At 62.8% G+C, this 23,415-nt stretch carries 24 protein-coding genes and 3 pseudogenes; 10 read left to right on the top strand and 17 right to left on the bottom strand.

The window, feature by feature from the left end; translation table 11 throughout:
- Positions 1 to 41: 41 nt before the first annotated feature.
- From M1L53_RS31945 to M1L53_RS31895, 11 genes and pseudogenes are all read right to left on the bottom strand, one after another.
- Entirely contained in the window at positions 42 to 821 is a 780-nt protein-coding gene (locus tag M1L53_RS31945) for a sulfite exporter TauE/SafE family protein (protein WP_058037327.1), read from the bottom strand.
- A 52-nt stretch (positions 822 to 873) separates the two neighbouring features.
- Positions 874 to 1,281, bottom strand: coding sequence for a DUF302 domain-containing protein (locus tag M1L53_RS31940; protein WP_054802217.1), 408 nt, complete (start codon positions 1,279 to 1,281; stop codon positions 874 to 876).
- Positions 1,282 to 1,323: 42 nt separating this feature from the next.
- Positions 1,324 to 1,551, bottom strand: a complete 228-nt coding sequence (locus M1L53_RS31935; RefSeq protein ID WP_058037328.1) for a DUF2892 domain-containing protein — start codon at positions 1,549 to 1,551, stop codon at positions 1,324 to 1,326.
- A 52-nt stretch (positions 1,552 to 1,603) separates the two neighbouring features.
- Positions 1,604 to 1,873, bottom strand: a complete 270-nt coding sequence (locus tag M1L53_RS31930) for a metal-sensitive transcriptional regulator (protein ID WP_054802216.1) — start codon at positions 1,871 to 1,873, stop codon at positions 1,604 to 1,606.
- Positions 1,874 to 1,989: 116 nt separating this feature from the next.
- Positions 1,990 to 4,143, bottom strand: a complete 2,154-nt coding sequence (locus M1L53_RS31925) for an MMPL family transporter (RefSeq protein ID WP_058037329.1) — start codon at positions 4,141 to 4,143, stop codon at positions 1,990 to 1,992.
- A 311-nt stretch (positions 4,144 to 4,454) separates the two neighbouring features.
- Positions 4,455 to 5,831, bottom strand: coding sequence for a rhodanese-like domain-containing protein (locus tag M1L53_RS31920; protein WP_058037330.1), 1,377 nt, complete (start codon positions 5,829 to 5,831; stop codon positions 4,455 to 4,457).
- 361 nt (positions 5,832 to 6,192) lie between these two features.
- Positions 6,193 to 8,619 carry a heavy metal translocating P-type ATPase gene (locus M1L53_RS31915; RefSeq protein ID WP_231915138.1) on the bottom strand — a complete coding sequence of 809 codons (2,427 nt, stop codon included), beginning with the start codon at positions 8,617 to 8,619 and terminating at the stop codon, positions 6,193 to 6,195.
- 660 nt (positions 8,620 to 9,279) lie between these two features.
- Positions 9,280 to 9,639: pseudogene (locus tag M1L53_RS31910) on the bottom strand (catalase); the annotation flags it as partial.
- A gap of 93 nt (positions 9,640 to 9,732) precedes the next feature.
- Complete coding sequence (locus tag M1L53_RS31905; protein WP_231915139.1) at positions 9,733 to 9,840, bottom strand: hypothetical protein; 108 nt, start codon at positions 9,838 to 9,840, stop codon at positions 9,733 to 9,735.
- On the bottom strand, positions 9,840 to 9,989 hold the full coding sequence (locus M1L53_RS31900; RefSeq protein WP_331712738.1) for a hypothetical protein: 150 nt from the start codon (positions 9,987 to 9,989) through the stop codon (positions 9,840 to 9,842). The genes M1L53_RS31905 and M1L53_RS31900 overlap by 1 nt, the downstream gene beginning before the upstream one ends.
- On the bottom strand, positions 9,986 to 10,327 hold the full coding sequence (locus M1L53_RS31895) for an aquaporin (RefSeq protein WP_231915140.1): 342 nt from the start codon (positions 10,325 to 10,327) through the stop codon (positions 9,986 to 9,988). Before M1L53_RS31895 ends, M1L53_RS31900 begins: the two co-directional genes overlap by 4 nt.
- Positions 10,328 to 10,762: 435 nt before the next feature.
- Here M1L53_RS31895 and M1L53_RS31890 point away from each other — a divergent pair, with 435 nt between their 5' ends.
- From M1L53_RS31890 to M1L53_RS31880, 3 genes are read left to right on the top strand one after another with little or no spacing between them, the layout of a single operon-like run.
- Entirely contained in the window at positions 10,763 to 11,263 is a 501-nt protein-coding gene (locus M1L53_RS31890) for a DUF2231 domain-containing protein (RefSeq protein WP_058037332.1), read from the top strand.
- Positions 11,264 to 11,299: 36 nt separating this feature from the next.
- Positions 11,300 to 12,091 (top strand): acyl-[acyl-carrier-protein] thioesterase, encoded by a 792-nt coding sequence (locus M1L53_RS31885; protein WP_058037333.1) that lies wholly within the window; start codon positions 11,300 to 11,302, stop codon positions 12,089 to 12,091.
- The gene (locus M1L53_RS31880) at positions 12,088 to 12,855 is read left to right on the top strand and encodes a VIT family protein (protein WP_058037334.1); all 768 of its coding nucleotides are present in this window, start codon (positions 12,088 to 12,090) and stop codon (positions 12,853 to 12,855) included. Before M1L53_RS31885 ends, M1L53_RS31880 begins: the two co-directional genes overlap by 4 nt.
- A 135-nt stretch (positions 12,856 to 12,990) precedes the next feature.
- On the opposite strand, the gene M1L53_RS31875 is transcribed toward M1L53_RS31880, so the two are convergent.
- On the bottom strand, positions 12,991 to 13,563 hold the full coding sequence (locus M1L53_RS31875; protein ID WP_058037335.1) for an AAA family ATPase: 573 nt from the start codon (positions 13,561 to 13,563) through the stop codon (positions 12,991 to 12,993).
- A gap of 260 nt (positions 13,564 to 13,823) precedes the next feature.
- Between M1L53_RS31875 and M1L53_RS34955 the strand changes: the two genes are divergently transcribed.
- Positions 13,824 to 14,018, top strand: coding sequence for an integrase core domain-containing protein (locus M1L53_RS34955; RefSeq protein WP_082661327.1), 195 nt, complete (start codon positions 13,824 to 13,826; stop codon positions 14,016 to 14,018).
- Between the two features lie 78 nt (positions 14,019 to 14,096).
- Here M1L53_RS34955 and M1L53_RS31870 read toward each other — a convergent pair whose 3' ends face one another.
- From M1L53_RS31870 to M1L53_RS31850, 5 genes are all read right to left on the bottom strand, one after another.
- Positions 14,097 to 14,318: a ferredoxin gene (locus tag M1L53_RS31870; protein WP_082661328.1), complete on the bottom strand. Its 222-nt coding sequence runs from the start codon at positions 14,316 to 14,318 to the stop codon at positions 14,097 to 14,099.
- Positions 14,315 to 15,520, bottom strand: coding sequence for an NADH-ubiquinone oxidoreductase-F iron-sulfur binding region domain-containing protein (locus M1L53_RS31865; RefSeq protein WP_058037336.1), 1,206 nt, complete (start codon positions 15,518 to 15,520; stop codon positions 14,315 to 14,317). The genes M1L53_RS31870 and M1L53_RS31865 overlap by 4 nt, the downstream gene beginning before the upstream one ends.
- Position 15,521: 1 nt before the next feature.
- Positions 15,522 to 16,079 (bottom strand): ferric reductase-like transmembrane domain-containing protein, encoded by a 558-nt coding sequence (locus M1L53_RS31860; RefSeq protein WP_058037337.1) that lies wholly within the window; start codon positions 16,077 to 16,079, stop codon positions 15,522 to 15,524.
- A 2-nt stretch (positions 16,080 to 16,081) separates the two neighbouring features.
- Positions 16,082 to 16,918, bottom strand: coding sequence for an FAD:protein FMN transferase (locus tag M1L53_RS31855; protein ID WP_231915143.1), 837 nt, complete (start codon positions 16,916 to 16,918; stop codon positions 16,082 to 16,084).
- A 101-nt stretch (positions 16,919 to 17,019) separates the two neighbouring features.
- Positions 17,020 to 17,286 carry a hypothetical protein gene (locus M1L53_RS31850; protein WP_058037339.1) on the bottom strand — a complete coding sequence of 89 codons (267 nt, stop codon included), beginning with the start codon at positions 17,284 to 17,286 and terminating at the stop codon, positions 17,020 to 17,022.
- A gap of 181 nt (positions 17,287 to 17,467) precedes the next feature.
- Here M1L53_RS31850 and M1L53_RS31845 point away from each other — a divergent pair, with 181 nt between their 5' ends.
- The 6 genes and pseudogenes from M1L53_RS31845 to istB all read left to right on the top strand — a co-directional run bounded on the left by M1L53_RS31845 (position 17,468) and on the right by istB (position 23,305).
- On the top strand, positions 17,468 to 18,130 hold the full coding sequence (locus tag M1L53_RS31845) for a response regulator transcription factor (RefSeq protein WP_058037340.1): 663 nt from the start codon (positions 17,468 to 17,470) through the stop codon (positions 18,128 to 18,130).
- A complete protein-coding gene (locus tag M1L53_RS31840; protein ID WP_058037341.1) occupies positions 18,127 to 19,362 on the top strand; it encodes a cell wall metabolism sensor histidine kinase WalK in 1,236 nt (411 codons plus the stop codon). Before M1L53_RS31845 ends, M1L53_RS31840 begins: the two co-directional genes overlap by 4 nt.
- 418 nt (positions 19,363 to 19,780) lie before the next feature.
- Positions 19,781 to 20,245, top strand: a complete 465-nt coding sequence (locus M1L53_RS31835) for a hypothetical protein (RefSeq protein ID WP_058037342.1) — start codon at positions 19,781 to 19,783, stop codon at positions 20,243 to 20,245.
- On the top strand, positions 20,242 to 20,745 hold the full coding sequence (locus M1L53_RS31830; protein WP_058037343.1) for a condensation domain-containing protein: 504 nt from the start codon (positions 20,242 to 20,244) through the stop codon (positions 20,743 to 20,745). Before M1L53_RS31835 ends, M1L53_RS31830 begins: the two co-directional genes overlap by 4 nt.
- A 67-nt stretch (positions 20,746 to 20,812) precedes the next feature.
- Positions 20,813 to 22,458 (top strand): annotated as a pseudogene (istA, locus tag M1L53_RS31825) (IS21 family transposase); the annotation flags it as partial.
- Between the two features lie 45 nt (positions 22,459 to 22,503).
- Positions 22,504 to 23,305 (top strand): annotated as a pseudogene (gene istB / locus M1L53_RS31820) (IS21-like element helper ATPase IstB).
- Positions 23,306 to 23,415: the final 110 nt, after the last annotated feature.

Genomic DNA, 23,415 nt, shown 5'->3' with positions numbered 1-23,415 from the left:
CGGAGTTCCACACGAGTACGGCTCCCTCGTGTGTCACGGCGTCAGCGACTCAACACGAGAGTATCGAACAGAATGTACGCGGCGACGGCGAACACCAGGTACGCGAACCAGTGTTGAAGTTTTCCGGTGTCGACGCGGTTGCCGAACCGTCCGGCGACCAAGGAGGCAACGATCGCAGCTCCGGTGAAACTGATCGTGATGGCCGGATCGATGGTGACGCCGCTACCGAGATGTGAGATCAAGCCGGCGGCGGAGTTCGCGACGATGATCAGAAGCGAGGTTCCGATCGCGATCTGCATGTCTATTCCCAACATCAGGACAAGGGCGGGGATGATGAGGAATCCGCCGCCGACGCCGAAGAGCCCGGTCAGCACACCGACGGCGAATCCTGCTGGGATCGCACGAGGTGCGCAGCGACGCCAATTGATACCGGAATCACCTACGCTGCAGGCGGTTCCGGTATCGCCGCGGTCGGCGAGCATACGAGCACCGGCAACGATCATGACCGCGGCGAACCCGATCATCACGACGGACTGCGGGAGCACTCGCCCGAGGGCACTACCGAGGAAGGTTGCGGGGATACCGGCAGCGGCGAACACGGCGGCCAGTCGCCACTGCACAAGATGGGCACGGACTTTCGGGATCGCGCCGACAGCCGAGGCGACACCGACCACGATCAGTGAGATCGGGATTGCTTGGTCGATGTCGAGGCCGAGGGCGAACACCAGGACCGGTACGGCAAGGATGGATCCGCCGCCGCCGAGGAGTCCTAGAAGGACACCGATGACTGCCCCGGCAGCGAGTGCGATTGCGAGAGTCATCGGCGTCCTTTTCGTCTACCGACGTTCGGCGGCATGCGGTTGTTGTTCTAGTTCAGTTCTGTTGTGCGGTGAGCGAATCGAGAGCTGCCTGCAGCCTGGCGGTGGCCTCGTCGGCGACGGACTGCAGTCGGGGTTCGCCGGTCACCTCGACCATGAGGGCGGGGTTCATCGCATCGACGATGACGGTGTTCTCCGCGGAGGGATCGGCGCGCACGACGACGTTGCAGGGCAACAGTAATCCGATCCCCCGCATCACTCCGACTGCTCGATGTGCCAACGTCGGGTTGCAGGCGCCGAGGATGAGGTAGTCCTCCAGGTCTTCGTCGAGCTTGGCTTTGAGGGTCGATTTCATGTCGATCTCGGTGAGTATCCCGAAACCTTGCTCCGACAATGCCTTACGGGTGCGTTCGACAGCGTCGTCGAACGTGGTGTTCAGGGTGGTCGTGAGTGCGAGTTGCATGATCTACGTCCTTTTTTCGGGGGATCCGGGGTCTGGGATCGGTCAGCGGGTGCCGAGCCGCGGGATGCCGAGGCGTTGGAGTATCAGGCTCATCGGGCACCATCCCACTGCGCTGTAGAGCAGGAGATTCGCAGCGACGAACGTGGTGAGAAGCAGCCACCAAATGGAGAAGGCGAGTGTCAAGGCCACGCTGAGCAGGACGACTACCCCGCCCAATAGTGGAACGATCCGTTCGATGGTCCAGCCGTGGTGCCGTGGGAGAGCTGTCATGACTGTCCGTACCGTCCTTTCTGTTCGTTGTTCCGCGATCGCCGCCGCGGTCTCAGGCGAGTGCGAGGAAGAGCTTTTCGAGTTCCGCCTCGGTCATCGGTTCCTTGCCATTCTCGCGGTTGCCGGTCATGCATTCGCGAAGGCCGGTGGCGACGATCTTGAAACCGGCCCGGTCGAGTGCGCGTGAGACCGCGGCGAGCTGGGTGACGACGTCCTTGCAGTCTCGGCCCTGTTCGATCATCGAGATCACTCCGGCGAGTTGGCCGTGCGCGCGGCGGAGTCGGTTGAGTACCAATGCGATGCTGTCGTCGTCGCCGACCATGGGAGTTCCTTCCGAAGATCAATCAGTAACCTCAAATATACCCCTATGGGTATATCCGGGTGGGTGGTTCGTCAGATCTGTGCGTCACAGTGGCCGAACCACGCCATCCGGACCTGTCAGTGCGAGAAACTGATGTTGGGCAATACCTTTCGCAGCCACGCCGGGGACCACCACGCGGCATGCCCGGTCAACCGCAGGAGCACCGGCAGCAGGATCAGCCGAATCAGTACCGCATCGAGCAGTACAGCGACACCGAGAATGATGCCCATCTCCTTCGGCGGCAACGGATCAGCGAGCGCGAAGGTGAAGAACACGGCCACCATCACCGCGGCAGCGGCGAGGATCACCCGCCCCGAATGAGCCAGACCGTCGACGTGCGCAACCTTGGGATCACCTGAGCGCTCGTAATGCTCCTTCGCCGTGGCCAACAAGAACACGGTGTAGTCCATGGCGATCGCGAAGATCATCGCGAAGAAGAACACCGGCCCCCACCCGTCGAGGAACCCCTGCGGGGTGAAACCGAGCAACGACGCGCCGTGCCCGTCCTGGAAGATCAACTTCGCGACCCCGAATGCGGCGGCGGTGGAGAGCAAGCTGACCACGGTACCGAGGATCGCGATCAACGGCGCCTGCAGCGCCACCAGGAGCAGCAGGAACCCGAGAACCAGGATGATGCCGACGATCAGCGGGAGGTAGTCGTTCAGCGCTTGCTGCAGGTCGAGGTTCTCCGCCGGTGCGCCGCCCACCAGAGCGCCCGAGGGAAGGTCCGCACGCAAGGTGTCGAGGATGGCTCCCATCTGTGCGTCGGACGGATCGACGGTAGGCATGGCCTGCAACATCACAAAATCGCTGCCATCGAGTGCGGACTGCGGCGGCGTCACCATGGCGATACCTTCGGTCGCGGCAGCAGCCTTCGCTGTCTGCGCGCCCTCCGCGGCGGGGGCGATGATCTGCAACATGCCCGGCGCCCCCTCCCCCATCTGAGCTTGGACGAGTTCGTAGCCCTGGCGGACCGGGGCGTCGGAGGGGACAACCGCGATGGAGGGCATCGCCACCTTGAGCCCGAGCACCGGGATCGACAGCGCGATCAGCACCAGGAGAGAACCGATGGCGAACGGCCACGGGTGCTTGTGCAGCAGCTCGCCCCAGGCGGCGAACTTCGGTGAGCGGTGTTCCTGACGCTTGGCGTAGGGCAAGGATCCACCGTTGACCTTGGTGCCGAGCATCCCGAGAACGGCAGGCAACAGAGTCATCGAGGCCAGGAGGACGAAGAACACGGCGAGCATGATGCCGATAGCCATCGTCCGCACGGCCGGTGCCGGAACCAGCAGGACCGCAGAGAGGCTCACGAGCACCGTGATTCCGGACAGGACGACGGCCTTGCCCGCGGTATCCATGGTTTCCGCGACCGCCGCCCGCGGCGACGATGCATGACGTATCGCGTCGCGGAACCGGGAGACGATGAACAGGGCGTAGTCGATACCGAGGGCGAGGGCGAACATCATCGCGAAGTTCATCGCCCACACGGAAATCGGGGTGATCTGGTTGAGCAGAACCAGGCCGCCCGCAGAGGCGACGAGCCCGGCCAGGGTCAGCAGCAGTGGGAGCCCGGCGGCGACGAGGGACCCGAAGGCGAGCACCATGATCGCGAGGGTGACCGGCCAGGAAAACAGTTCGGCCTGAATCATCGCGTCGTGGTTGGCCTTGTTGAAATCACTCCACAGTGCCGATGCGCCGGTGGGATAGACCTCGATGCCGTTCCCGGACAGGGCGGTCAACTCCCCCTTGAGATCGTCAACGGCCTTGACCATCTCGTCGGTGCTTGCGTTCGCGCCCGCGATGAGAATTCCGGTGTGCCCGTCGGGGCTGATGGACATTCCCGGCTGCGGCGCGATGATCGCACCGAAGCGAGGGTCCCCGGCGAAGACATCGGTGACCTCGGTGAGGGTGCGCTGCATGTCGGGGCTGTCGATGGTCCGGTCATCGGAATGCACGACAACCTGGACGGCGGCGGAAGAGTTGCCGCCGAAGTGTTCCTGTGCGAGTTCGCGGACCTGGACGGATTCGGATCCGTTGGCCTGCCATCCGGCGCCGGCGAGGGAGCTGAACACCGACGGTGCGGCCGCGCCGAGTGCGATGAGCACGATCAGCCAGACACCGAGCACCCATTTTGCGTTGCCCGCCATCGATGCGCCCATGCGGCCGAGTACGCCGCCGGACGCGTGTGAGATCGGCGGAACGCCGTCCCTGACCTTGGTGTTACTGGACATTGGTTGACTCCTGAAAAAAGGGGGTGATGGGTGCGAGTATGGGCGGGTACCGGGTCATGGCACCGGGTCATCCGGTGCGGCGGGTCAGCGGCCGAAGAAGGACCGGAAGAACCCGGACCCCGGGTCAGGAGCAGGGGTGCAGGTACAGCGCCGCGCTGTCTGGACGCCGGCCATCACCTGGTCGGCGTGCTGGCCGCATCCTGCCCAAGTGGTCTTGGAGCAGGAAGAACATGTCGTGGTGTAACACACCTGGTATCTCCTTGTCAGACGTCGTGCCGCGTATGGGGCACGAGAGTTTTTCTGAATAGGCGCTATTCGGAAGATCGCTCGACCCAGGCCGTGTATCCGCCGACCAGGTCGCTGACGTTCTCGATGCCGTCGGCACGCAACAGTGATGCGGCGACGGAGGAGCGCCAGCCGCCGGCGCAGTGAACGACGATCGGTTTGCTTCGTGGCAGGTCCGCGAGTTGGGAACGCAACTGTGCGAGGGGAATTGACCGGGCGCCGTCGATGGCACCGAAGTCACGCTCGCCGGGGTTGCGGATGTCGATCAACGTGACCGCGCCCGAGGCCAGGAGACCCTCGAGCTCGGACACCGTGGTGCGCGGCGCGGTACGGACAAGGTCGGCGAGCGCGTCCGGAAAAATTCCATCAACGTCGACAGTGAGGTATCCGAGCGCGTTGTCGGATCCGATGCGCGCCAAACGCATTGCCGCAACCTGTTCCTCACCCGGGTAAGTGATGAGCACGATGCGCTCGCCGATATCGGCGACCATGCCGCCGGTTTCGGCGAACCTACCGTCGAAACCGACATTGATCGAGCCACGCAGATGCCCGGCGGCGAAATCGTCGGGGGTGCGGGCATCGAGAACGCGTGTTCCGCTGGCCATTTCGACCCGGAGCTCTCCCGGTGAGAGTTCGGAGACAAACCGATCTTGTTCGAGGAGTGCACGATTCGACTTGTTCAAAGCTACGGCGGCCGAAAAATACCCCGGCACCGCAGGCTGGCCGTCGGCGACGAGAGCGACGAACGCGTCTTCGCTCATCGGCTGCACCGACGGATTCGTGCGGCGTTGCTCGCCGATGGTGGAGGTCAACTCGGAAGAGAGGTTCTTGCCGCAGGACGACCCCGCGCCGTGAGCCGGCATCACGGCCACTGCGTCGGGCAAGGTCAGCAGCCTCTCGTGGACGGTGCGGTACATCGCCCGAGCCAGGTCGGTATTGGTGCCGTCGCCGAGATTGGCCAGGTCGGGGCGACCGACGTCGCCGATGAACAGCGAGTCCCCGGTCAGCACAGCGGACGGCTCAGCGTCTCGATTCTCGCGAACGAGCAGGCTGATCGACTCCCACGTGTGGCCGGGGGTGGAGAGGATTTCGATGTCCACCTCCCCCAGCGTCAGGTGCTCGCCGTGGCGCAGTCGGCGAATCGGGTAATCGGTGTCCGCGGCGTCGCCGAAACCGATCCACGCGCCGGTAGCCTCGACCAACTCGAGGTGACCGGAGACGAAGTCCGCATGAAAGTGCGTGTTGACGACACCCTCGATGGTCAGGCCGTATCGGGTTGCGTCCTCGAGGTATTCGGTGATGTCGCGGCGCGGGTCGATCACGATGGCGCGGCCGGTGCTCTCGTCGCCGATGAGGTACGACGCGTGCGAGAGGCACTCGATGTAGTACTGCTCGAGGATCATCGGACAACCTTCCCTGTTCTGTGGAGTGCGATGACTACAGGTTGCCATATACCCCCTAGGGTATGTCAAGTACCCCCGGGGGTATACCCGGGTGCAGGCCGGGACACCGAGAAGGAGAGATCGGAACAACTGCCTGGAAAGCGGAAACGGGTCGGACGAGAGCATCAAGTTTCGATGCAATCCCACACCTCGTTTGGGTCACCGGATGGTTGGTCTGCGACGGCGCTACCCAAGCGAGCACATAGTTCATGAAACACCGCCAAACACCGGAGCTCTGGACGGAATTCCCGCCTCAGAGGTCCGGGCACCGCAAACAGCGCTCCCGGAATTGAGCGTGTCCATCAAATCGGGAACACTCCAGTCAGCCGCGGACTGAGGGAATCCGTTCTTCGATGTCACGTGCTCCCTTCTCCCGGTATCGACGGGCGCGCACGGTCAGTGCTGTCTTTCGTCCCTCGGGGAGTTCGGTGTCGGCGAGAGTGAAGTAGTTCTCTTCTTCTTGCAGGAAGTGCAGGTGCAGCAACGCATGCAGCCCGTAGAGGCAGGCCCGCAGATCGTCGACCTGGCTGGGTTGGATGCCACCGGCCTCGTGAGCCAGTTGCAGGTGGTTGCCGATGCGGTCGGTCAGCCGGTGGATCTCGGCGTGGGTTCGACTCATCGTGGCCGTTGCCTCGGCGCTGCCCAGCGGCGTCGCCAACGCCGGGTACAGCTCGGTCTGTTCGGCGTCCTCGTGCGGCAATAGTCGTTCGGTGAGGAAGCTCTGGGCTCGGGTCAAGGCATCGATCGCAGGTTTGCCGGACCCGGCGGCAACATTGTCGGCGGCATCACGCAGCAGCGTCAGTCCATCGCGTAACTTGTCGTGCTCGCCGGAGAAGCGGCGCAGCATCGCGTCGGTGCCATCCGGCAGCTCGATCCCGGCGGCAGGGTTGCCTCGCAGCGCACGCAGGGCGTTGAGGATCACCGCGACGTCGATGCCTTCCTGCAGCAAAGCCCCCGCCGCGGGCGGCAGCAGTCCGACTGCGGCAGCACCCATCGCCAGCAGGGACAGCACCATCCCCGCCACCGCGCTTTGGACCGCGATGCGCCGTGACCAACGTGCGATGTCCATCGCGTCGGCCAGCCTGTCCAAACGGTCGGTCGTCAACACGATGTCGGCGGCCTCGGAGGAGGCCGTTGCACCGCGGGCGCCCATCGCGACGCCGACCGTGGCCGCAGCCAGAGCAGGGGCATCATTGACGCCGTCGCCGACCATCACGGTCACGGCTCGTTCCCGTTCGGCCCGCACGGCAGCGACCTTGTCGGCGGGGCTCTGATTGGCGTACACCTCGTCCAAGCCCAGCACGGTGGCCACCTCCCGCGCGGGTGCCGCACGGTCACCGGTGAGCATGACCAATCGGTTGATTCCGGCAGCGCGCAGCCTCCGAACCGTCCTGGGTGCGTTGCGGCGCAGCGGGTCTCGTAAAAGAACCGCGCCGACGAGCTCGTCGTCGGTACTGACCCACGCGATTGCGGCGCTATCGAGGCTGGCCCGGTTGACGACCGCCACGGCCCAATCCGCCTCGGATGCCTCGCCGGCGAGCTTGCCGACGGCAACCCTGGCGCCGTTCACCGTGGCGGTGACTCCGCGTCCGGGGTGTTCGATCACCTCGACGGGCAACGACAGCGACAGGTGCCGTGCGAGGGCTTCGGTGACGATGGCCTCGGCAAGCACGTGGGGTGACATCTGGTCCACCGAGGCGGCCAGTCGCAGGATCTCGGGGGTGTCGCTGCCGGGCGCCGCCACGACGTCGACGACGACGGGTCGACCGGCGGTCAGCGTGCCGGTCTTGTCCATCACCAGCGTCGTCGCATGGCCGAGATTCTCCAGCGCCCCGCCGCTACGAATTACCACACCCTGTCGCGAAGCCCGCGACAAGCCGGAGACGATCGCCACCGGCGCTGCGAGCAGCAGCGGACACGGCGTCGCCACGACCAGCACTGCCACCGCTCGTACCGCTGACCCACTGGCCAGCCACGCGGCGCCGGCGACAGCGAGCGCCAATGGCAGGAACCATGCTGCATAGCGATCAGCCAGCCGAATGATCGGTGCACTGTCGGCGCCCGCCTGCTGCGCCAACCGCACGATCCCGGCGTAAGTGCTCGCGTCGGCGGTTGCGGTGGCTCGGATCTCGAAAGCGGTCGCGGCATTGACCACACCGCTGCGCACCGGTTCACCGACCGCGCGTTCAACCTGAAGTGGTTCACCGGTGAGCGCCGACTCGTCGAGGACCGCCACCGCGTCTTCGACCCGGCCATCCACCGGGACCACTTCTCCGGGGCCGACCACGAGCAGGTCACCGGCCACGACCTCGTCCAATGGCACCACCGTGATCACGTCGCCGATACGCCGGCGCGCGGACCGCGGCGCACGCTCGAGCAGGGCCCGCAAGTCGTGCGACGCGCGCCGTTGTGCGGCCGCATCCAAGGCACGCCCAGTGGACAGCATGACCGCGATCAGCGCACCGGCCACGTACTCGCCGACCCACAGAGTGCCCACCAGCGACAACACTGCGAGCAGATCCACTCCCGCCCGGCCGTTGCGTAATGCCACAATCACCCAGACCAGCGCGGGCACCACGGCGACCAGCGTTCCTGCCACCCAGCACCCCTCGGCGATCGCACGCCAACCAACGACCCACGCGATCCCGCCGAGAATCAGCGCTGTCACCGTGACCACCACCAGAGCCGGTTCGAGCAGCGACCGAAGTCGCTGCAACGACGTCTGGGCGGTCGGCGGTATGTCGGTCACCGTGTACTCCGACTGTCTACGTCACGATCACCGCAAAATCCTTTGCAGCGTCGATCACTACACACTTGACCTGAAGTTATTCGCCTGTCGACGCTCACGGCCGTTCCCCCTCTGCCTGCCTGCATCGGTGTCGGTGTCGGACGCGGGCCACCGGACAGTCGCATTCGACCGCCGCGGCCTCCGACGCCGACCCGGCTGAGGGATTGGATGATGTAGCGCTGCGCATTTTGTCCTCTCTGGGACCGTTCATCGAGTGACATCGGTCGATGCGCGCAGCTAACTGCGGTGCACGCGAACCTCAGACGACTGCTGCCCTTAAAGGTAGAAGTCGCGTACCGGTTGCTCGAGAGTCGTTGGCCACCGGCCGCACAGTCATACGGCCCTACTCTCTGGGCTGACCAACGCTGTGTCCTGAAGACGCCACTCGAAGGCGCCAAAGACCTCGAGAGATGCTGACACTGACACTCACCAGCATTTGTCGCAGGTGATGCCGCATGCGGATTTCTGTCGACAGCGTACGTACGCGGATTACTCAACCTCGGACGAAAACCCGGTTTCTTCAAGTTCTTTCACCGGAACCGTCAGTCCCCGGCGAAAGCTCGACAGTTCGGTAAAGCCGGAATTGACCTGGCAATGTCGAGCGGATCGGATGGATCAAATGGTGTAGAACTTCACCGCGAAGCCGCGCGGGTCACGCCAGGTGTCGGGGCTACCGCGTTCGCCGGCCACAGTGGAGAACCTGATCACCAGCGGGGTCGTCGTACCCGGCTGGAATACCGCGGCCTTGGTGTAGCCGCTGACATCGTTGGTCACCTCGAATTGGCCGAAGGCGCCGCCGCTCTTGGCGTGCGGTTGCCGTTCGGGGACGCGTTCGCGGTTGAACTGCGCCATTTGCTCGATCAGGTAGTGATCGTGCAGCAGGATCGGTCCGTCCGGTCCGACGGTAAGTGAGTGCTCGTCGCTCTCGACCGGGATGCCGGAATCCGTCGTCGTCCTCGGTGTGGGCTCAATGTCGGTCATTGTCGTGCCTTTCGGGGGTGGGGCGGTGCTTTCTCGATGTCCGGCGGCGAAGCCGGCCCAGGGAACCTGGATCGGTCCCGTCGGCGGCGCCATTCATCTGTCGTCGGGATTGAGCACAAGGAACGCGGCACCGGCGACGGCACCGGCAACAAACTGGGCCACGAAGTACACCCACAACGTCGACCAGGCGAACATCCCCATCACCACCGCACCGAAGGCAACCGCCGGGTTGAACGCACCCCGGAGATGTCACCGACCGCGAATGCCCCTGCCATCACTGTGAATCCGATCGCCAAGCCGTAGAACGAATTGTCCGGGTGACTCCTACTGGTGGCGACGTTGAGCATCACGAAGCACAGGGCGAACGTGAACAACAACTCGACGACGAACGCTGCACCAGGGTGCGACCCGCCAGCGTGAGGGTCGCGACGGCCGCGGCCCGCGCCGGATCCACGACCACGCGCACCACCACCGCAGCAAGCAGCCCGGCAACGAGCTGCGCGATCGCGTATCCGGCCGCGTCACGCCACCCGATCCGGCAGCGCACCAGCACCGCGAGGGTCACCGCCGGGTTGAAGTGTCCACCGGAGACGTGGCCGCCGGCGTAGATCATCACCATCAGGCTCGCGCCGATCACCAGCGGTGCGAACGGGCTGCCGCTGCCTGCGGCACCCCCAACGGTGAACACCAGAAAGAATGTCCCGATCGCCTCGACGGCATACTTCACGCTCGGCCGTGGGGCGGCGACCACTTCGGCGGCTTCTTCACCGGCTACCGCATGTCTGGGTCTTCGGATTTGACCATGTCAAGGCTCCTCGAATTGCCCTTGGTACTTCCAGGATCGTCTTTCCCGGCGGGCCGCATCGTCGGCGCTGCCCTCCATCAGCGCTTCCCGCAGGCCTCACTCTGCGGATACCCCGGTAGCTGCAATTCGACCCCCTATGTGACCGGCGGGGTTCGATGACGCAAACGCCCCGTGCGAGCACGGATTAACTCTGCACTGCCCCTCTGAAGGACATAGGCTTCCACCGAGAACTCTCCAAGAATCAGTCGATACGTTGACACGGAGCCGCGTGACACGCGGCTGACTTTCGCGTCGTTGCACGAGATCGGGAGATCAAATATGGGATTGACCACGATCGGCGGCCTACCCGCACACCCACTTCTAGTCCACCTCGTCGTTGTCCTCGTACCGATATCAGCACTACTGCTCGTTCTCGCGGTATGTTGGCCCGCTGCAAGAATCCGACTGGGACTGGCACCAGCAGCGATCGCGTTGATCACACTCATAGCCGTGCCGATCACCACCGACGCCGGTGAATGGCTCGAACACCAAATCCCCGAAGATCCTTTAGTCCAGGCACATGCCGAATTGGGTGATCAGATGCTGTTCTGGTCCATCGGGGTGTTCGTCCTCGCCGCCGCATGGTGGGTCCTTCACTCGACACGCTTCGCAACGTGGCGAGCGGATCGTCCCGACACATCGGCGTCGCCGAAACTCTGGCGGATTGTCGTCATCACAATCGCTGCCCTGTCCGTCCTCGTCGCTGCCGGCTCGATTGTGCAGGTGTACCGGATCGGCGAGAGCGGAGCGAAAGCCGTGTGGAACGACCAACTCGGATAGACCAGCCGAGAACAAACAACGAAAAGAGCTCTGCCCGTGACAACCTCGGCACCACACACGTCCGCGAACCGCGGAGGGTCACAGTCCGATCCGCTCGCACCGCGCCCTTCCGAAGGGGCAGTCTTCAGTAACTCGTGGCCCGTCCGTACCGGAGACATCCACCCGGACCGAAGCCTACGACTCGACGCCATAGCCCGTTACCTGCAAGATTTGGGTTTCGACAACCTCGAAGCAAACGGCGCAGCCCAGACCCACCCACTGTGGGTGGTACGTCGAACGGTCATCGACGTCATCAGACCGATCAGCTGGCCCGACACCGTACGATTACATCGATGGTGTTCCGCCCTCTCGAGCCGCTGGTGCACCATGCGAGTGCGTATCGAATCAGACGGCGGCGGTTTGATCGAAACCGAAGGATTCTGGATCAACATCAATCCACAGAACGGGATGCCGTCTCGAATCAGCGATGACTTCATGGCGCCGCTCGCCACGACAACCGACGAGCATCGCCTCACCTGGCGACGATGGATCACCGACGTAGCGCCAAACACTGCGGGTACCGAATTCTGTTTGCGGCCCAGTGATATCGATCCATTCGATCACGTCAACAACGCCGTGTACTGGCAACCGGCCGAAGCGTCGCAGAGAAGGCATCCGTCCCTGCCAAAGGCTCCGTACCGAGCTGTTCTGGAATACACGAAACCCATCACCATCGACGAGACCGTCGAAATCCGAACCACCCACCACGCAGAAACGAGCACCGCGTGGTTCGTGTGCAACGGCGATACCCGTGCCACAGCACAATTCACGAAACCCGGCCCGTCATGACAGATTCGCCTCGATCGCCGAGCTCATCAGGAGGAGCCGACAACGACAGCGAAAACCGTCGACCGGCTCACGACGAACCACACACCGCTGGTGTGTCCTCGCGGCTGAACTGGCTGCGCGCCGGGGTACTCGGAGCCAACGACGGCATCGTCTCCGTCGCAGGCCTCGTCGTCGGTGTCGCGGCCCTCTCACCCGACCGCGGCCCGATCCTGACCGCCGGTGTTGCAGGTCTTGTCGCCGGCGCTGTGTCGATGGCGCTCGGCGAATACGTGTCCGTGAGCACTCAACGTGACACCGAACGCGCCCTGTTGGAGAAAGAACGCCGCGAACTCGAGCAGACGCCCGGTGCAGAACTCGACGAGTTGACCTCCATGTACCAGGCCAGGGGCTTGAGCGAGGAAACCGCCCACAAAGTCGCGGAGGAGTTGACCGCTCACGACGCGTTCGCCGCACACGTCGACATCGAACTCGGTATCGACCCCGACGAGTTGACCAACCCGATCTCCGCGGCACTGTCGTCGGCAATATCGTTCACGGTGGGAGCGTTGCTTCCCTTGATCGCGATCCTCGCCCCACCGACTGGGGCTCGGATTCCTGTCACCTTCGTCGCGGTCCTGCTTGCGTTGGCGCTGACCGGCGCGGTGAGCGCGCGTCTGGGCGGAGCGAATCCCCGTCGCGCGGTAGTTCGTGTGGTGCTGGGCGGCGCCCTCGCGATGATCATCACCTACGCCGTAGGGCAACTACTCGGAGTTGCAGGAGTCTGACAGCAGATACGGGATCGCACTGCCCCGCGTGCACTGACCAACGCCAATCGGGACGCCCGGTAGGTCCAAATGCAGTCGCGTGCAGTGAGGCGGCCGCGATCGAGCTTCCCTCGATGCACTTGCCTCTATCTCGGCTCAACTAGCTGCGAGTGCTGCGAGTGCTGCGAGTGCTGCGATCAATGACTCGTAGGTTCCCTCTGCGGTGGAACGGTCGGCGTCGATTACGAGGTAGTTCGAGCGAATTCGCAGGTACTGGGTGAGATGGTCGTGAATTCGTTCAAGAAGTCCATCTCCTCCGTTCTGCACGATCACCTGGTCGAGTTGCTGCTGATGGGTGATCTCCAAGTGCGTACTTCGTTCGGCGAATCGAGCGAGCGCCTGTTCTTTGCTTCCAATCAGTACGACCTCGAGATACTCGGCATCGCTAGTTTTCGCCGCCACCTCAAAGTCCTCGATTTCGGTAATTCGGGTAACTAGCTGCGGCATCACCACATCGTGCCCACTCTGCAAATGGGTTGCCGCCATGCTGACGGCGAGCTCTCTTGCCGCAACCAAGGCGGTCCAGAAGTTGTCTTGCCATCCACCGACGAGACTGACCACATGATCGGTGTCGAGGTTAAGCACTCCGGGGTGACGGTCGGCGTACATCCGGGCAATCGTCGACTTCCCGATACCGGAGGCCCCATTCAGATGAATCAGTCGCGGCATTCTGCAAACACTAGTTACGAAGCTTCGAACTTTGGGGCTTACCCGCTGAACTCCCGAAAGGTTGTGGGGTGGTCGATCGCAGACCATATGCGCATCGACCTGACCGCGTAGGCGTTGACGAAAGCGACTGCTGGTGCTGCTGCTGCTGCTGCCACGCTTATCGAACCCGGAGCTGTTTTCCACCCGGATCGCGGTAATCAATACAACTCCAGGGCATTTCGTCACCTGATGTCCGGCCTGGAGCTGCGATCATCTATGGGATGCACGGGGTGTGCTGGGACAGGAATACGGCCGAAAGATTCTTCCCCGCGCTGAAGAACGAGTTCGTCTTCCGGACCGTCGACGCAACGAAAGATCAAGCGCGACAAGATATTGTGGGATACATCGAAGGTTTCTGCAACCCGCGACGTCGTCACTCGACGCTCGACTGCCGGCCTCCGAACGAGGTTCACTGATAGTCATCAGCAGCTCGCGATCGCGGCCTGAAATTAGTCATCTCCATTGTCCGAAATCCTCATGACAGATCAACCCACCTACGGCAGGAGTCGCAGAGCTGCAGTAGGGCAGAGCTTAACAGCGCGCTCAGCATCCGATTCGAGTTCTGTGGGAACGTGCGACTCTCGCTGGCGGTCATGCGCCAACGGATATCCCCACTCGTCACGCCCAAACAAAGTCGGCAACAATTCTGTACACAGTCCGCGACCGTCGCATGCAGTCCAATCGATATGCAGGACTTTGCCCACCCTCCTACTCATGGCGTGGCCTCCATATGCGCGCCGACCTCGCAGCGACCGTCCGCGTGCAACCGGAGATCCCGCCCGAATACACGCAGTGAACTCCTCACAAATCGCGCTGTACCGTCGGGGTGTTTGCACGCACCACGACCGTCGACCAGATCTGCCAGGTAGTGGATTGAATCTTCACTGTGAGTACGGCCTTCCCGATAAGCAACCTCAGAGAGTGCCTGGGCCAGTCGAGGCAATCCATTGACGCAGGGCCCGCACTGGCGTGCACTCTGACCGGCGAGATACTGCACGATATCGGCCGAAATCTGCAAGCCGCAACGTGAGTGGTCGAGCACGTGAATGACACCGGCGCCCGGGGAGGCGCCGACAAAGCCCAGCGACGCGGTTGACATGATGGTTGCCGACAGCTCCACCGCATCGATCCAACCACCGTGATACCCACCGATCAGGACAGCACGCACACCTGCCGAATCAGTGCGGGAATACCCGGACACCAACTTCGCCACCGAGATCCCCATCGGCACCTCCACGACACCGCCGACTGCCACATCGCCTGAAATCGTTACCAGCATCGTCCCCACTCCACCGTTGACTCCGCGCGAGCGAAACCACTCAGGTCCGTATCGGGCGATCAGTGCGATGTGCGCCAGGGTCTCGACGTTCTGAACTACTGTCGGCCGCCCGCGAAGTCCAGATGAAGTGTTGTGAGCGAATCGATCTCGAGGTAGGGCTCCTCCCCCTTCGATCATCCCGATCACAGCTGACTTCTCGCCGCTGACGAAAGTTGTCGGAGACTCGACGAGGTTGACGGGAAGCTCACCGAATCCAGCGCTCCGCCGCTCCTCCAATGCTTGCCGCACGAACCGGAGCTGACGTTCTCCCGCATAAAGGTAAATCTCTCGACTACTCGTCTCGTGCGCGACCAGCAGCAATCCGTCGATCACGAGGTGGGGTGCATGTTCGAGAAGTACCGCATCCTTCTGACTGAGCGGTTCCCCTTCGCTGCCGTTCGCGATCACCACCACGCGCCTTCCGGTGACGGAATCGAGTTTGCTCGCCGTACGAAACGCCGCTCCCCCCTTGCCTGCGAGTTCGGCATCTGCGAGTAGACACGTCAAGGTGCCCGGCTGCAGGGAGTTCGGGAGAGGGCCGAAGAGTGCTGTGTGCGTGGCGAGGTCGGGTGAACGTGCGGCGAGTAGTCCGATGGTCATGTCATGTCCGTTCTGCAGTACGTAAGGTCGCGTACTCGATGAAGTCGGTCCGAAGCCGCCAACTCACTGATCCGACGACCGCGATCGCCGAACCAACGGTGATCGCGAGAAACCATGCGTGCCCGGAATCGGTACCGTTGCCAAGTCCGTGCGCGAGTGCGATCGGCCACAGTGCGTATGCGCCCCAGTGAACTAGTCGAAAGGTTCTGTTCCCGATGCGATTTCGGAGCATTCCGGTGAGTGAGACTGCAAGGAGAATGTCGAATGCGAGAGTGCCCAGTCCTAACCAGACAGGTCGGTAGTCACCTAGGAAGGGGAAGATGAAATCCACGAGTTGAAGTTGCGCGTACGGGTCGGCGAGAAGTGACAGCATGTGAACGACGACCAATATGAGCCCGATCAATGCTGCGGCCCGGTGTACGTTCTGTACCCCGAATCTAGGAAGCCCCGCAAGCGCTCTCCCCGAGCGTGTGAAGATTCCGAGCACCATCGACACCGTGAGGAAGGCAAGGGCGGTAACTCCTGTCCCACGCCCGAACGCCCAGAATGCCTCGTCCATGGCTATAAACCCTCCCTGGCACTGACGATCTCGCGATCTGACGGCCACCCGTTCAGCAGACGGATCTCACCCGACGAGCCCACCAGCCGCGCCGGCAAACCTTCGATCTCGAGCTCCTGCGCACCGGCAAACCCTCGTACAACGCACGCAGTACTTGCGAGGTTGGCCGACACGCAACTGTTGGCTGCAACAGTGACCGTCTGCCATGTGCCATCTGCACTGCGACCACTATGAGGATCGATGATGTGGTGCACGTTTCGACCGTTCTGCGACCACCGGCGCTTCCTGGTGCTCGAGGTGGCGACGGCCACTCCCGGAGGAAGAACGACGTTACTGGCAGGAGCGTCGTCGCCGTCTTGCACCAGGACTGTCCAACCACCGTCGGGTGACGGGCCTGCTGTGGCGATGTCTCCTCCCAGACACACCAACACTCCGCAATTCAGCTTCGCGCTGACTGCTAGTGCACAGTCGTCCGCCGCCAGCGCCTTCGCTGTTGCTCCAAGGTCGAGTTGAACACCGGCCGGGACAGTGACGGTTTGCCCGTCAAGTCGGACCGAACTCCACAGTGGGTTCGAGACGAATGACGTTCGGATCGGTACCTCCCGGCCCTCGATCAGTGCAAAGTCGCGGTCGTAACCGAGTGCGATCATCGCCGCCCCGATGGTTGGATCCACCGCGCCTTCTGTGATCCGGGCGCCATCAAGCGCTGTTCGGAGTAGGCGTGCGAGAGTGCTGCTCACTTCGACCGGGATACCTCGGGCATTCTCAATCAGCCGAATCTCGGAATCATCGCGAAATCGGCTGCATGCCAATTCTATTCGGTTTAGGTATTCGTCCACGATCAACCTGGCCGGTAGGAGAGATTCAGGGTCCGTCACCACTATCGACGCCTCGATTCCCCATAACGTCCACTCCGACCTCGCGACAGGCGACACCGCGGTCACGATCCGGCCGATCGAGCGTGGGAGCCGTGAGCGCCGGAACTCCCGCTCGACAGGCGCGGTGTTGCAGTTGTGGACGTCGGGGTGGAGGCAGTGCCCGCGCCCGAGTTAGCGGAAGGGATGTCGTTGACCGTCGTCACAGTCGCCACCGTTTGGGTATCGGAGTAAGCAAGGGCCGTTCCGCCGATGACCCCGACCACTCCCAATGCCACGAGGGTTCCGGTGACTGCTCGTACCTTTCGGAATCCGTCTTCCGGTGTATTCATCTGATGCCCGCTCTCAAATGCTCGATGAAGAACTCAACAATCGGCCTCGGTGCTGATACACACCTGGACGGTCGCTGTGAAGCCGCTGTGAGTCGGCGCAACACCCCTCGCTGGCTCTGACGTCCACGATCCAGACACAATCTTGGAGAGTTCTCAGAACAGACGTGGCAGGCTCGCACTCATGGCCCCGAACCCACGAATTCTTCTCGTCGAGGACGATCGGCAACTAGCGGGCTTGCTCGCGGACTTGTTCGAGGACGAAGGGCACGATGTCGATGTCGCGCACGACGGGCAAGCTGGCCTTCATTTGGCGCTGACACGGGCATACGACGTGTTCGTCTTCGATCGAGGTTTGCCGGTCGTCGACGGCGTCGAGTTACTCAGGACCCTCCGAGCACGCGACTCTAGCGTCCCCGCGTTGATCCTCACTGCACGTGGTGCCCTCACTGATCGTGTCGAGGGGCTCGATGCCGGCGCAGAGGACTATCTGGTCAAACCCTTCGAGATTCCCGAATTGCTGGCTCGAATACGCGCCCTGCTTCGCCGCCGCGCCTCGGCCAGTCCGATCCACGTCGGCAGATGGGAAGTCGATCGCGCCAACCGGACAGCCACGGACACGGCGTCCGGTTCGGTGACCTCACTGTCGGAAAGAGAGAGCGAACTCATCGGACTTCTGTGCGCGTCACCTGGACAAGTCTTCTCTCGCAGCCAACTGCTCGAGCACGTGTTCGGAAGCGCAGACACCCCGGGCACTGTCGATACCTACGTTCACTACCTCAGACGTAAGCTCGGCCGGAATGTCATCGCAACGGTTCACGGCCTCGGGTATCGGTTCGGAGAATGATCTGCCGCAGAAAAGTCAAGGGCCACCGAGGATCTACCACTGGCTTCGGCGACGAGGCGCGTCTACGGCGAGCCGGCCGATCCGCGGCGATACAGGCTGCCGTCGCGCTGGGCGCCGTGTTGTTGATCGTGGGAGCCGTATCGTACCTCGGCTACGCGCGGGCACAGGATCGTCAAATCCGCTCTGCACTGACCGAGGTTGCGGCGACGGCGGACGATGCGGATGATCCGCCCCCTGGTATGTCGCTCGCATTCCGCTCGGCCGATGGTGCCGTTGCTGTCAGCCCACGCGCACCTCGTGGTACCACTGGTCTCCTCGACTCGCCGGTCGGCTATACCGATTTCAGCAGTGCAGCTCAAAATTATCGCGCCCTCGTCTCGGATGGCGCCGAAGGCCGTGTGGCAGTTGTCGCAGCACTCGAGCCATACGAAACCGGCAGACAGCGACTTCTCCTGGCGCTCGGATTCGCCGAAATCACCGGTATTGCTGCATCCGTGGGTGTCGTGTTTCTGTTGTCACGGCGTGCGATCAGGCCGCTGAGCCAGGCTCTCGAGTTGCAGCGACGATTTGTCGCCGATGCGTCGCATGAACTCCGCGCACCATTGACCGTATTGCATACTCGCGCACAACTTCTGGCCCGTCGAGGAAATTCGATCGAGTCGTTCGAGCTGGTAGCTCAATTGAACGGACTGGTCGACGACACTCGCGCTCTGGGCGAAGTGATCGAAGATCTTTTGATGGCGGCGTCGATGGATGACAGACGACAGTCGAGGCATCGGGTCGATATGGCGGCGGTCTGTGAGCAAGTGCGCGGCAGCGTCGCAGATCACGCCCAGAAATCGGGGGTCTCCGTCGAAACCAGTGAGTCGGGTACGGGCGAACCTGTGGTCCTGGGGATCGAATCTGCTCTGCGCCGCGCTGTTCTCGCGCTCGTAGATAATGCGTTGGCGCATGAGCGACCGGGCGGTCACGTCCTTCTCCGTGTCGAACGTGATCGTGATCAGGTCAAAGTCCGTGTGAGCGACACCGGAATCGGGATCGCTCCCGAGGTCGTCCCCATTCTGTTCGACAGGTTCTCGCATGGGGAGATGCAGCCTGCAGGTTCGCGCCGATACGGAATCGGATTGTCGTTGGTCCGCGAGATCGCACATGCACATCGCGGCGAAGTCATTATCGAATCGACGCCAGGGGTCGGCTCCGCCTTCGAACTCATCCTTCCGGCAGCCGGCTGAAAGTGCGCGAGGTCGGGACGGCAATGCACTCCGGCAAGAGAATCCACGCGAGCACGTGCCCCCAGAACTCTCCAAGAAATGCTCCCTACGTTGGTCTGCGTGGGACTGACCAGGATCGGCGGATTGTCGGCGCGTCCACTTCTCGTCCGCTGTGTCGTCGTGCTCGTTCCGCTTTCCGCGATTCTGGTTCTCTGTACAGTTCTCTGGCCGAATGCACGCATACGACTCGAAATATTGCCTGCACTGACGACAGAGGTCACCGTGGTCCTAGTCCCGATCACCACCGACGCAAGTGAACGGCTCGAACACAACTCCCCTTGCTACGTCTATCGAATCGGTGAGAGCGGAGCAAGGACCGTGCGGAAGGAACAGGCGCAAAAATCCCCTTAGAGCGAGTCGACGACAGGAGCGCAGTGTGATGATTCGATTCCCCGGAGTGTATGCACCACAAAGCCGTACCCGATTGATTTCGGATGCCGCACTCGCCGAACACATGGATGCTTCGTCCCAGGTACTCGACCCGCGCTCCGGTCGTGGCGCTGTGAACGCCTGTGCAGCCGGTCCCGGCACCGAATCAGTTTTCGCTGCCGACATCTCACGCCGCGCTGCAGTCTGCCCGTGGTTGAGCGGACAGTTCCATGGCGCCAGAATCCGCGTCAGCTGTGGGGGCCTCCTGCCCCTGTTGCGCGGTCGTCGATACGACCTCGTCATAGCGACCCCACCTAACGTTCCGTCGCTATGCAACCGGAAGCCGCGAATCGGCCCCGCACACAGCTGGGACGGTACAGCCCAGTTGTCGCGCAGGACATATCTCGAGTCGATGCGCGTCATCGAACCTGGACAGGACATCAAGGAAATCGTCGTTATCCGGGCCCGAGTATGACGTCACTGACGGCCGCGCAACGGTCTCTATATTTCGCGCAGACGCTCGACCCCACAACCCCGTACGTCATTGCGCAGTATGCCGAGTTGACCGGAGAACTGGACGCAGACCGCCTGGAATCCGCAACGGTCATCGCTCACCGTGAATTCGGTATTGCAGGCCTTCACCTACGCGTGACGGACGGTGTCCCGGAACTGCATGACGACGTGAACATCGCCGTTGTCGGCGAAAGGCTGGACTTTCGCCGATTCGACAATCCCGTCGGAGCAGCTACCTCCTGGATGCAACACGAATGGTCGACCGCGACCCTATCTTCGGACCAGCCGCTTACAATCGCGAAGCTGCTGCGCGTCGGCCCGGACCGTTGGTTCTGGTACTACCGCGCTCACCACATAGCACTTGACGGGTACACATCTGTTTATGACAGCTTGAGTCGAGACCACCGTGACGGCCAGACCCAGACCCATCTGCGACTCGCCGGACCGATGATGACGGTTTGAGCTGAGCCCACCTCAGAGTTGGTGCCATCTGGCTTGTTCGGATGCCAGCAACTGCTGGAGGGCAGTGATGGAGACTCGAATGGAGTTGTTCGCCCGAATTCGACGTGACGCCCGGATCGAGGAGTATTCGATCCGGCAGTTGGCCCGCCGCCACCAGGTCGGCCGGGCAACGGTGCGGATGGCGTTGGCGCAAGCGGAGCCGCCACCGAGAAAGATCCCGGTGCGCTGTTCCCCGAAACTGGATCCGTTCAAAGCCGCGATCGACGCCATGCTCACCGCCGATATCGACGCACCACGAAAACAACGCCACACGGCCCGCCGAATCCTCGCCAGGCTGGCCGACGAACATGGAGCGCAGCACCTTTCGTATTCCACGGTGCGTGACTACGTGCGGGTCCGGCGAGCACAGATCGACGTCGAAGCCGGACGCCGCATCGAAGTATTCGTCCCGCAGGAACACGCACCCGGTGCCGAAGCGGAAGTCGATTTCGGTGAAGTATGGGTGATCCTGGCCGGGGTGAAAACGAAATGCCACATGTTCGCCTTCCGGCTCTCGCATTCGGGGAAATCCGTGCACCGCGTGTACTCGACCCAAGGGCAGGAAGCGTTCCTCGAAGGTCATATCGCCGCGTTCGACGAGATCGGCGGTGTCCCGACCCGTCACATTCGCTACGACAATTTGACCAGTGCAGTGCAGAAAGTGATTTACGGGCAATCTCGTGCTCGTGTGGAGAACCCGCGGTGGGTGCTGTTTCGTTCGCACTTCGGGTTCGACCCGTTTTACTGCCAGCCTGGTATCTCCGGGGCGCACGAAAAAGGCGGTGTAGAGGGCGAGGTGGGCCGGTTCCGCCGAAACCGATTGTCCCCGATGCCTGTTGTCGACTCCCTCGATGAGCTCAACGAGAAGATCCGCGGCTGGGACACCGCCGACGACAGTCGGCGCATCAATGACCGGATACGCACTGTCGGGCAGGACTTCGCCGTCGAAGCACCGCTTCTGCGCCCTGTTCCAGGCGAGGGCTTCGATCCTGGATTGTCGCTGGAACCGCGGGTCGATCGGTCAGCGTTGATCACGGTGCGGATGGCGAAATACTCTGTCCCAGCACGTTTCATCGGCAGGAAGGTGCGGGTGTCGTTGCGGGCATCGGAAGTGGTGGTCTTCGACGGACGGGCGGCGATCGCTCGCCATCAACGGGTCATCGCCCGGGGCGGTCAGAGCCTCGATCTCGACCACTACCTGGAAGTACTGCGCACCAAACCCGGTGCCCTGCCAGGGGCCAGCGCTTTGGCCGCAGCCCGCAGAAACGGGACGTTCACCGCCGCTCATGACGCGTTCTGGGCGGCGGCCCGCAAAACCGACGGTGACGCCGGCGGAACCCGCCAACTCATCGATGTCCTGCTCCTGCACCGCACCATCGATAGCGATGACGTAATCGCGGGCATCGAAGCCGCGCTGACCGTGGGTGCAGTGACCGCTGATGTCGTCGCGGTCGAAGCCCGCCGACACGCATCATCGGAGGTCGATGCGGGTGGGTCTGATTCAGGCCGTCATCTCGTTGCTCGTCGCGACGGCCGCGAGCAACGCGTTGTCAGCCTGACCCAACGCCGTCTCGCCGATCCGGCAGCGATCATCGCTGGTCTGCCAGCCGATTCTCGGCCCGCACCGACGGTCGATCACTACGACCAACTCCTGCGACTCCCCGAACGCCGCAATCTCGCCCCATCCGCCGCCCGAGCCGAGTGAAAGAAGGCCCGAACATGGTTCGTCCACCCGTCACGGTTTCCACCACGCTGCGCCGCCGAGGTTTAACCGAGGAAGCCGCCACCGCCGCAGTCGATCAAGCCTGCCGCCGGCTACGGCTACCCACCATCCGTGCCGTCGTCGCGGACGCCGCCACTGCCGCCCGCAAGGACCAGCTTTCGTACTACGGATTTCTGGCGGAGTTGCTGCTTTCCGAATGCGACGACCGTGACCGGCGAAGTGTGGTGCGGCGAATCAAGGGAGCAGGGTTCCCTCGCGAAAAGTGGTTGGCCGACTTCGATTTCGACGCCAACCCCAACATCAATCCCGCCACCATCGGCACCCTCGCCACCGGCGACTGGATCCGCAAAGGCCAACCCCTGTGCTTGATCGGGGACTCCGGAACCGGGAAATCGCATCTACTCATCGGGCTCGGCGCGGCGGCCGCCGAAGCGGGCTACCGCGTCAAATACGTCCTCGCCACCCGATTAGTGAACGAGCTCGTCGAAGCCGCCGACGAGAAACAACTCGCCCGCACGATCGCCCGCTACGGCCGAGTGGATCTACTTTTGCTGGACGAACTCGGTTACATGGAACTCGACAAGCGAGGTGCTGAGGCGAGCTGCGGGTTTCCACGGAGACGAACAAGTGCCAACCCCAGATAGATGGGGCGAGGTGTTCGGCGACGAGGTCGTGGCCGCGGCGATGATCGACAGGCTGGTCCATCACGCAGATGTCATTTCGCTCAAAGGTGACAGCTATCGCCTCAAGGATCGTGATCTCGGCCGTCCGATGCCCAGTCAGAAAACCGAGACCTGATCGCATAACCGCACGCAGGGGTCAACTTTCAGATGCCGGAAAGGGATCAAGATTCAGGTTCTGGCCCAATTTCCGTGACGGCTCCACCTTCGCGCCGCGTGTTGTTCCGG

The sequence above is a fragment of the Rhodococcus sp. T9N genome, assembly GCF_024436645.1.
GTDB classification, from domain to species: Bacteria; Actinomycetota; Actinomycetes; order Mycobacteriales; family Mycobacteriaceae; genus Rhodococcus_F; species Rhodococcus_F qingshengii.
Note: the sequence above shows the minus strand (reverse complement) of the source record. Positions and strands in the feature narration are given on the sequence as shown.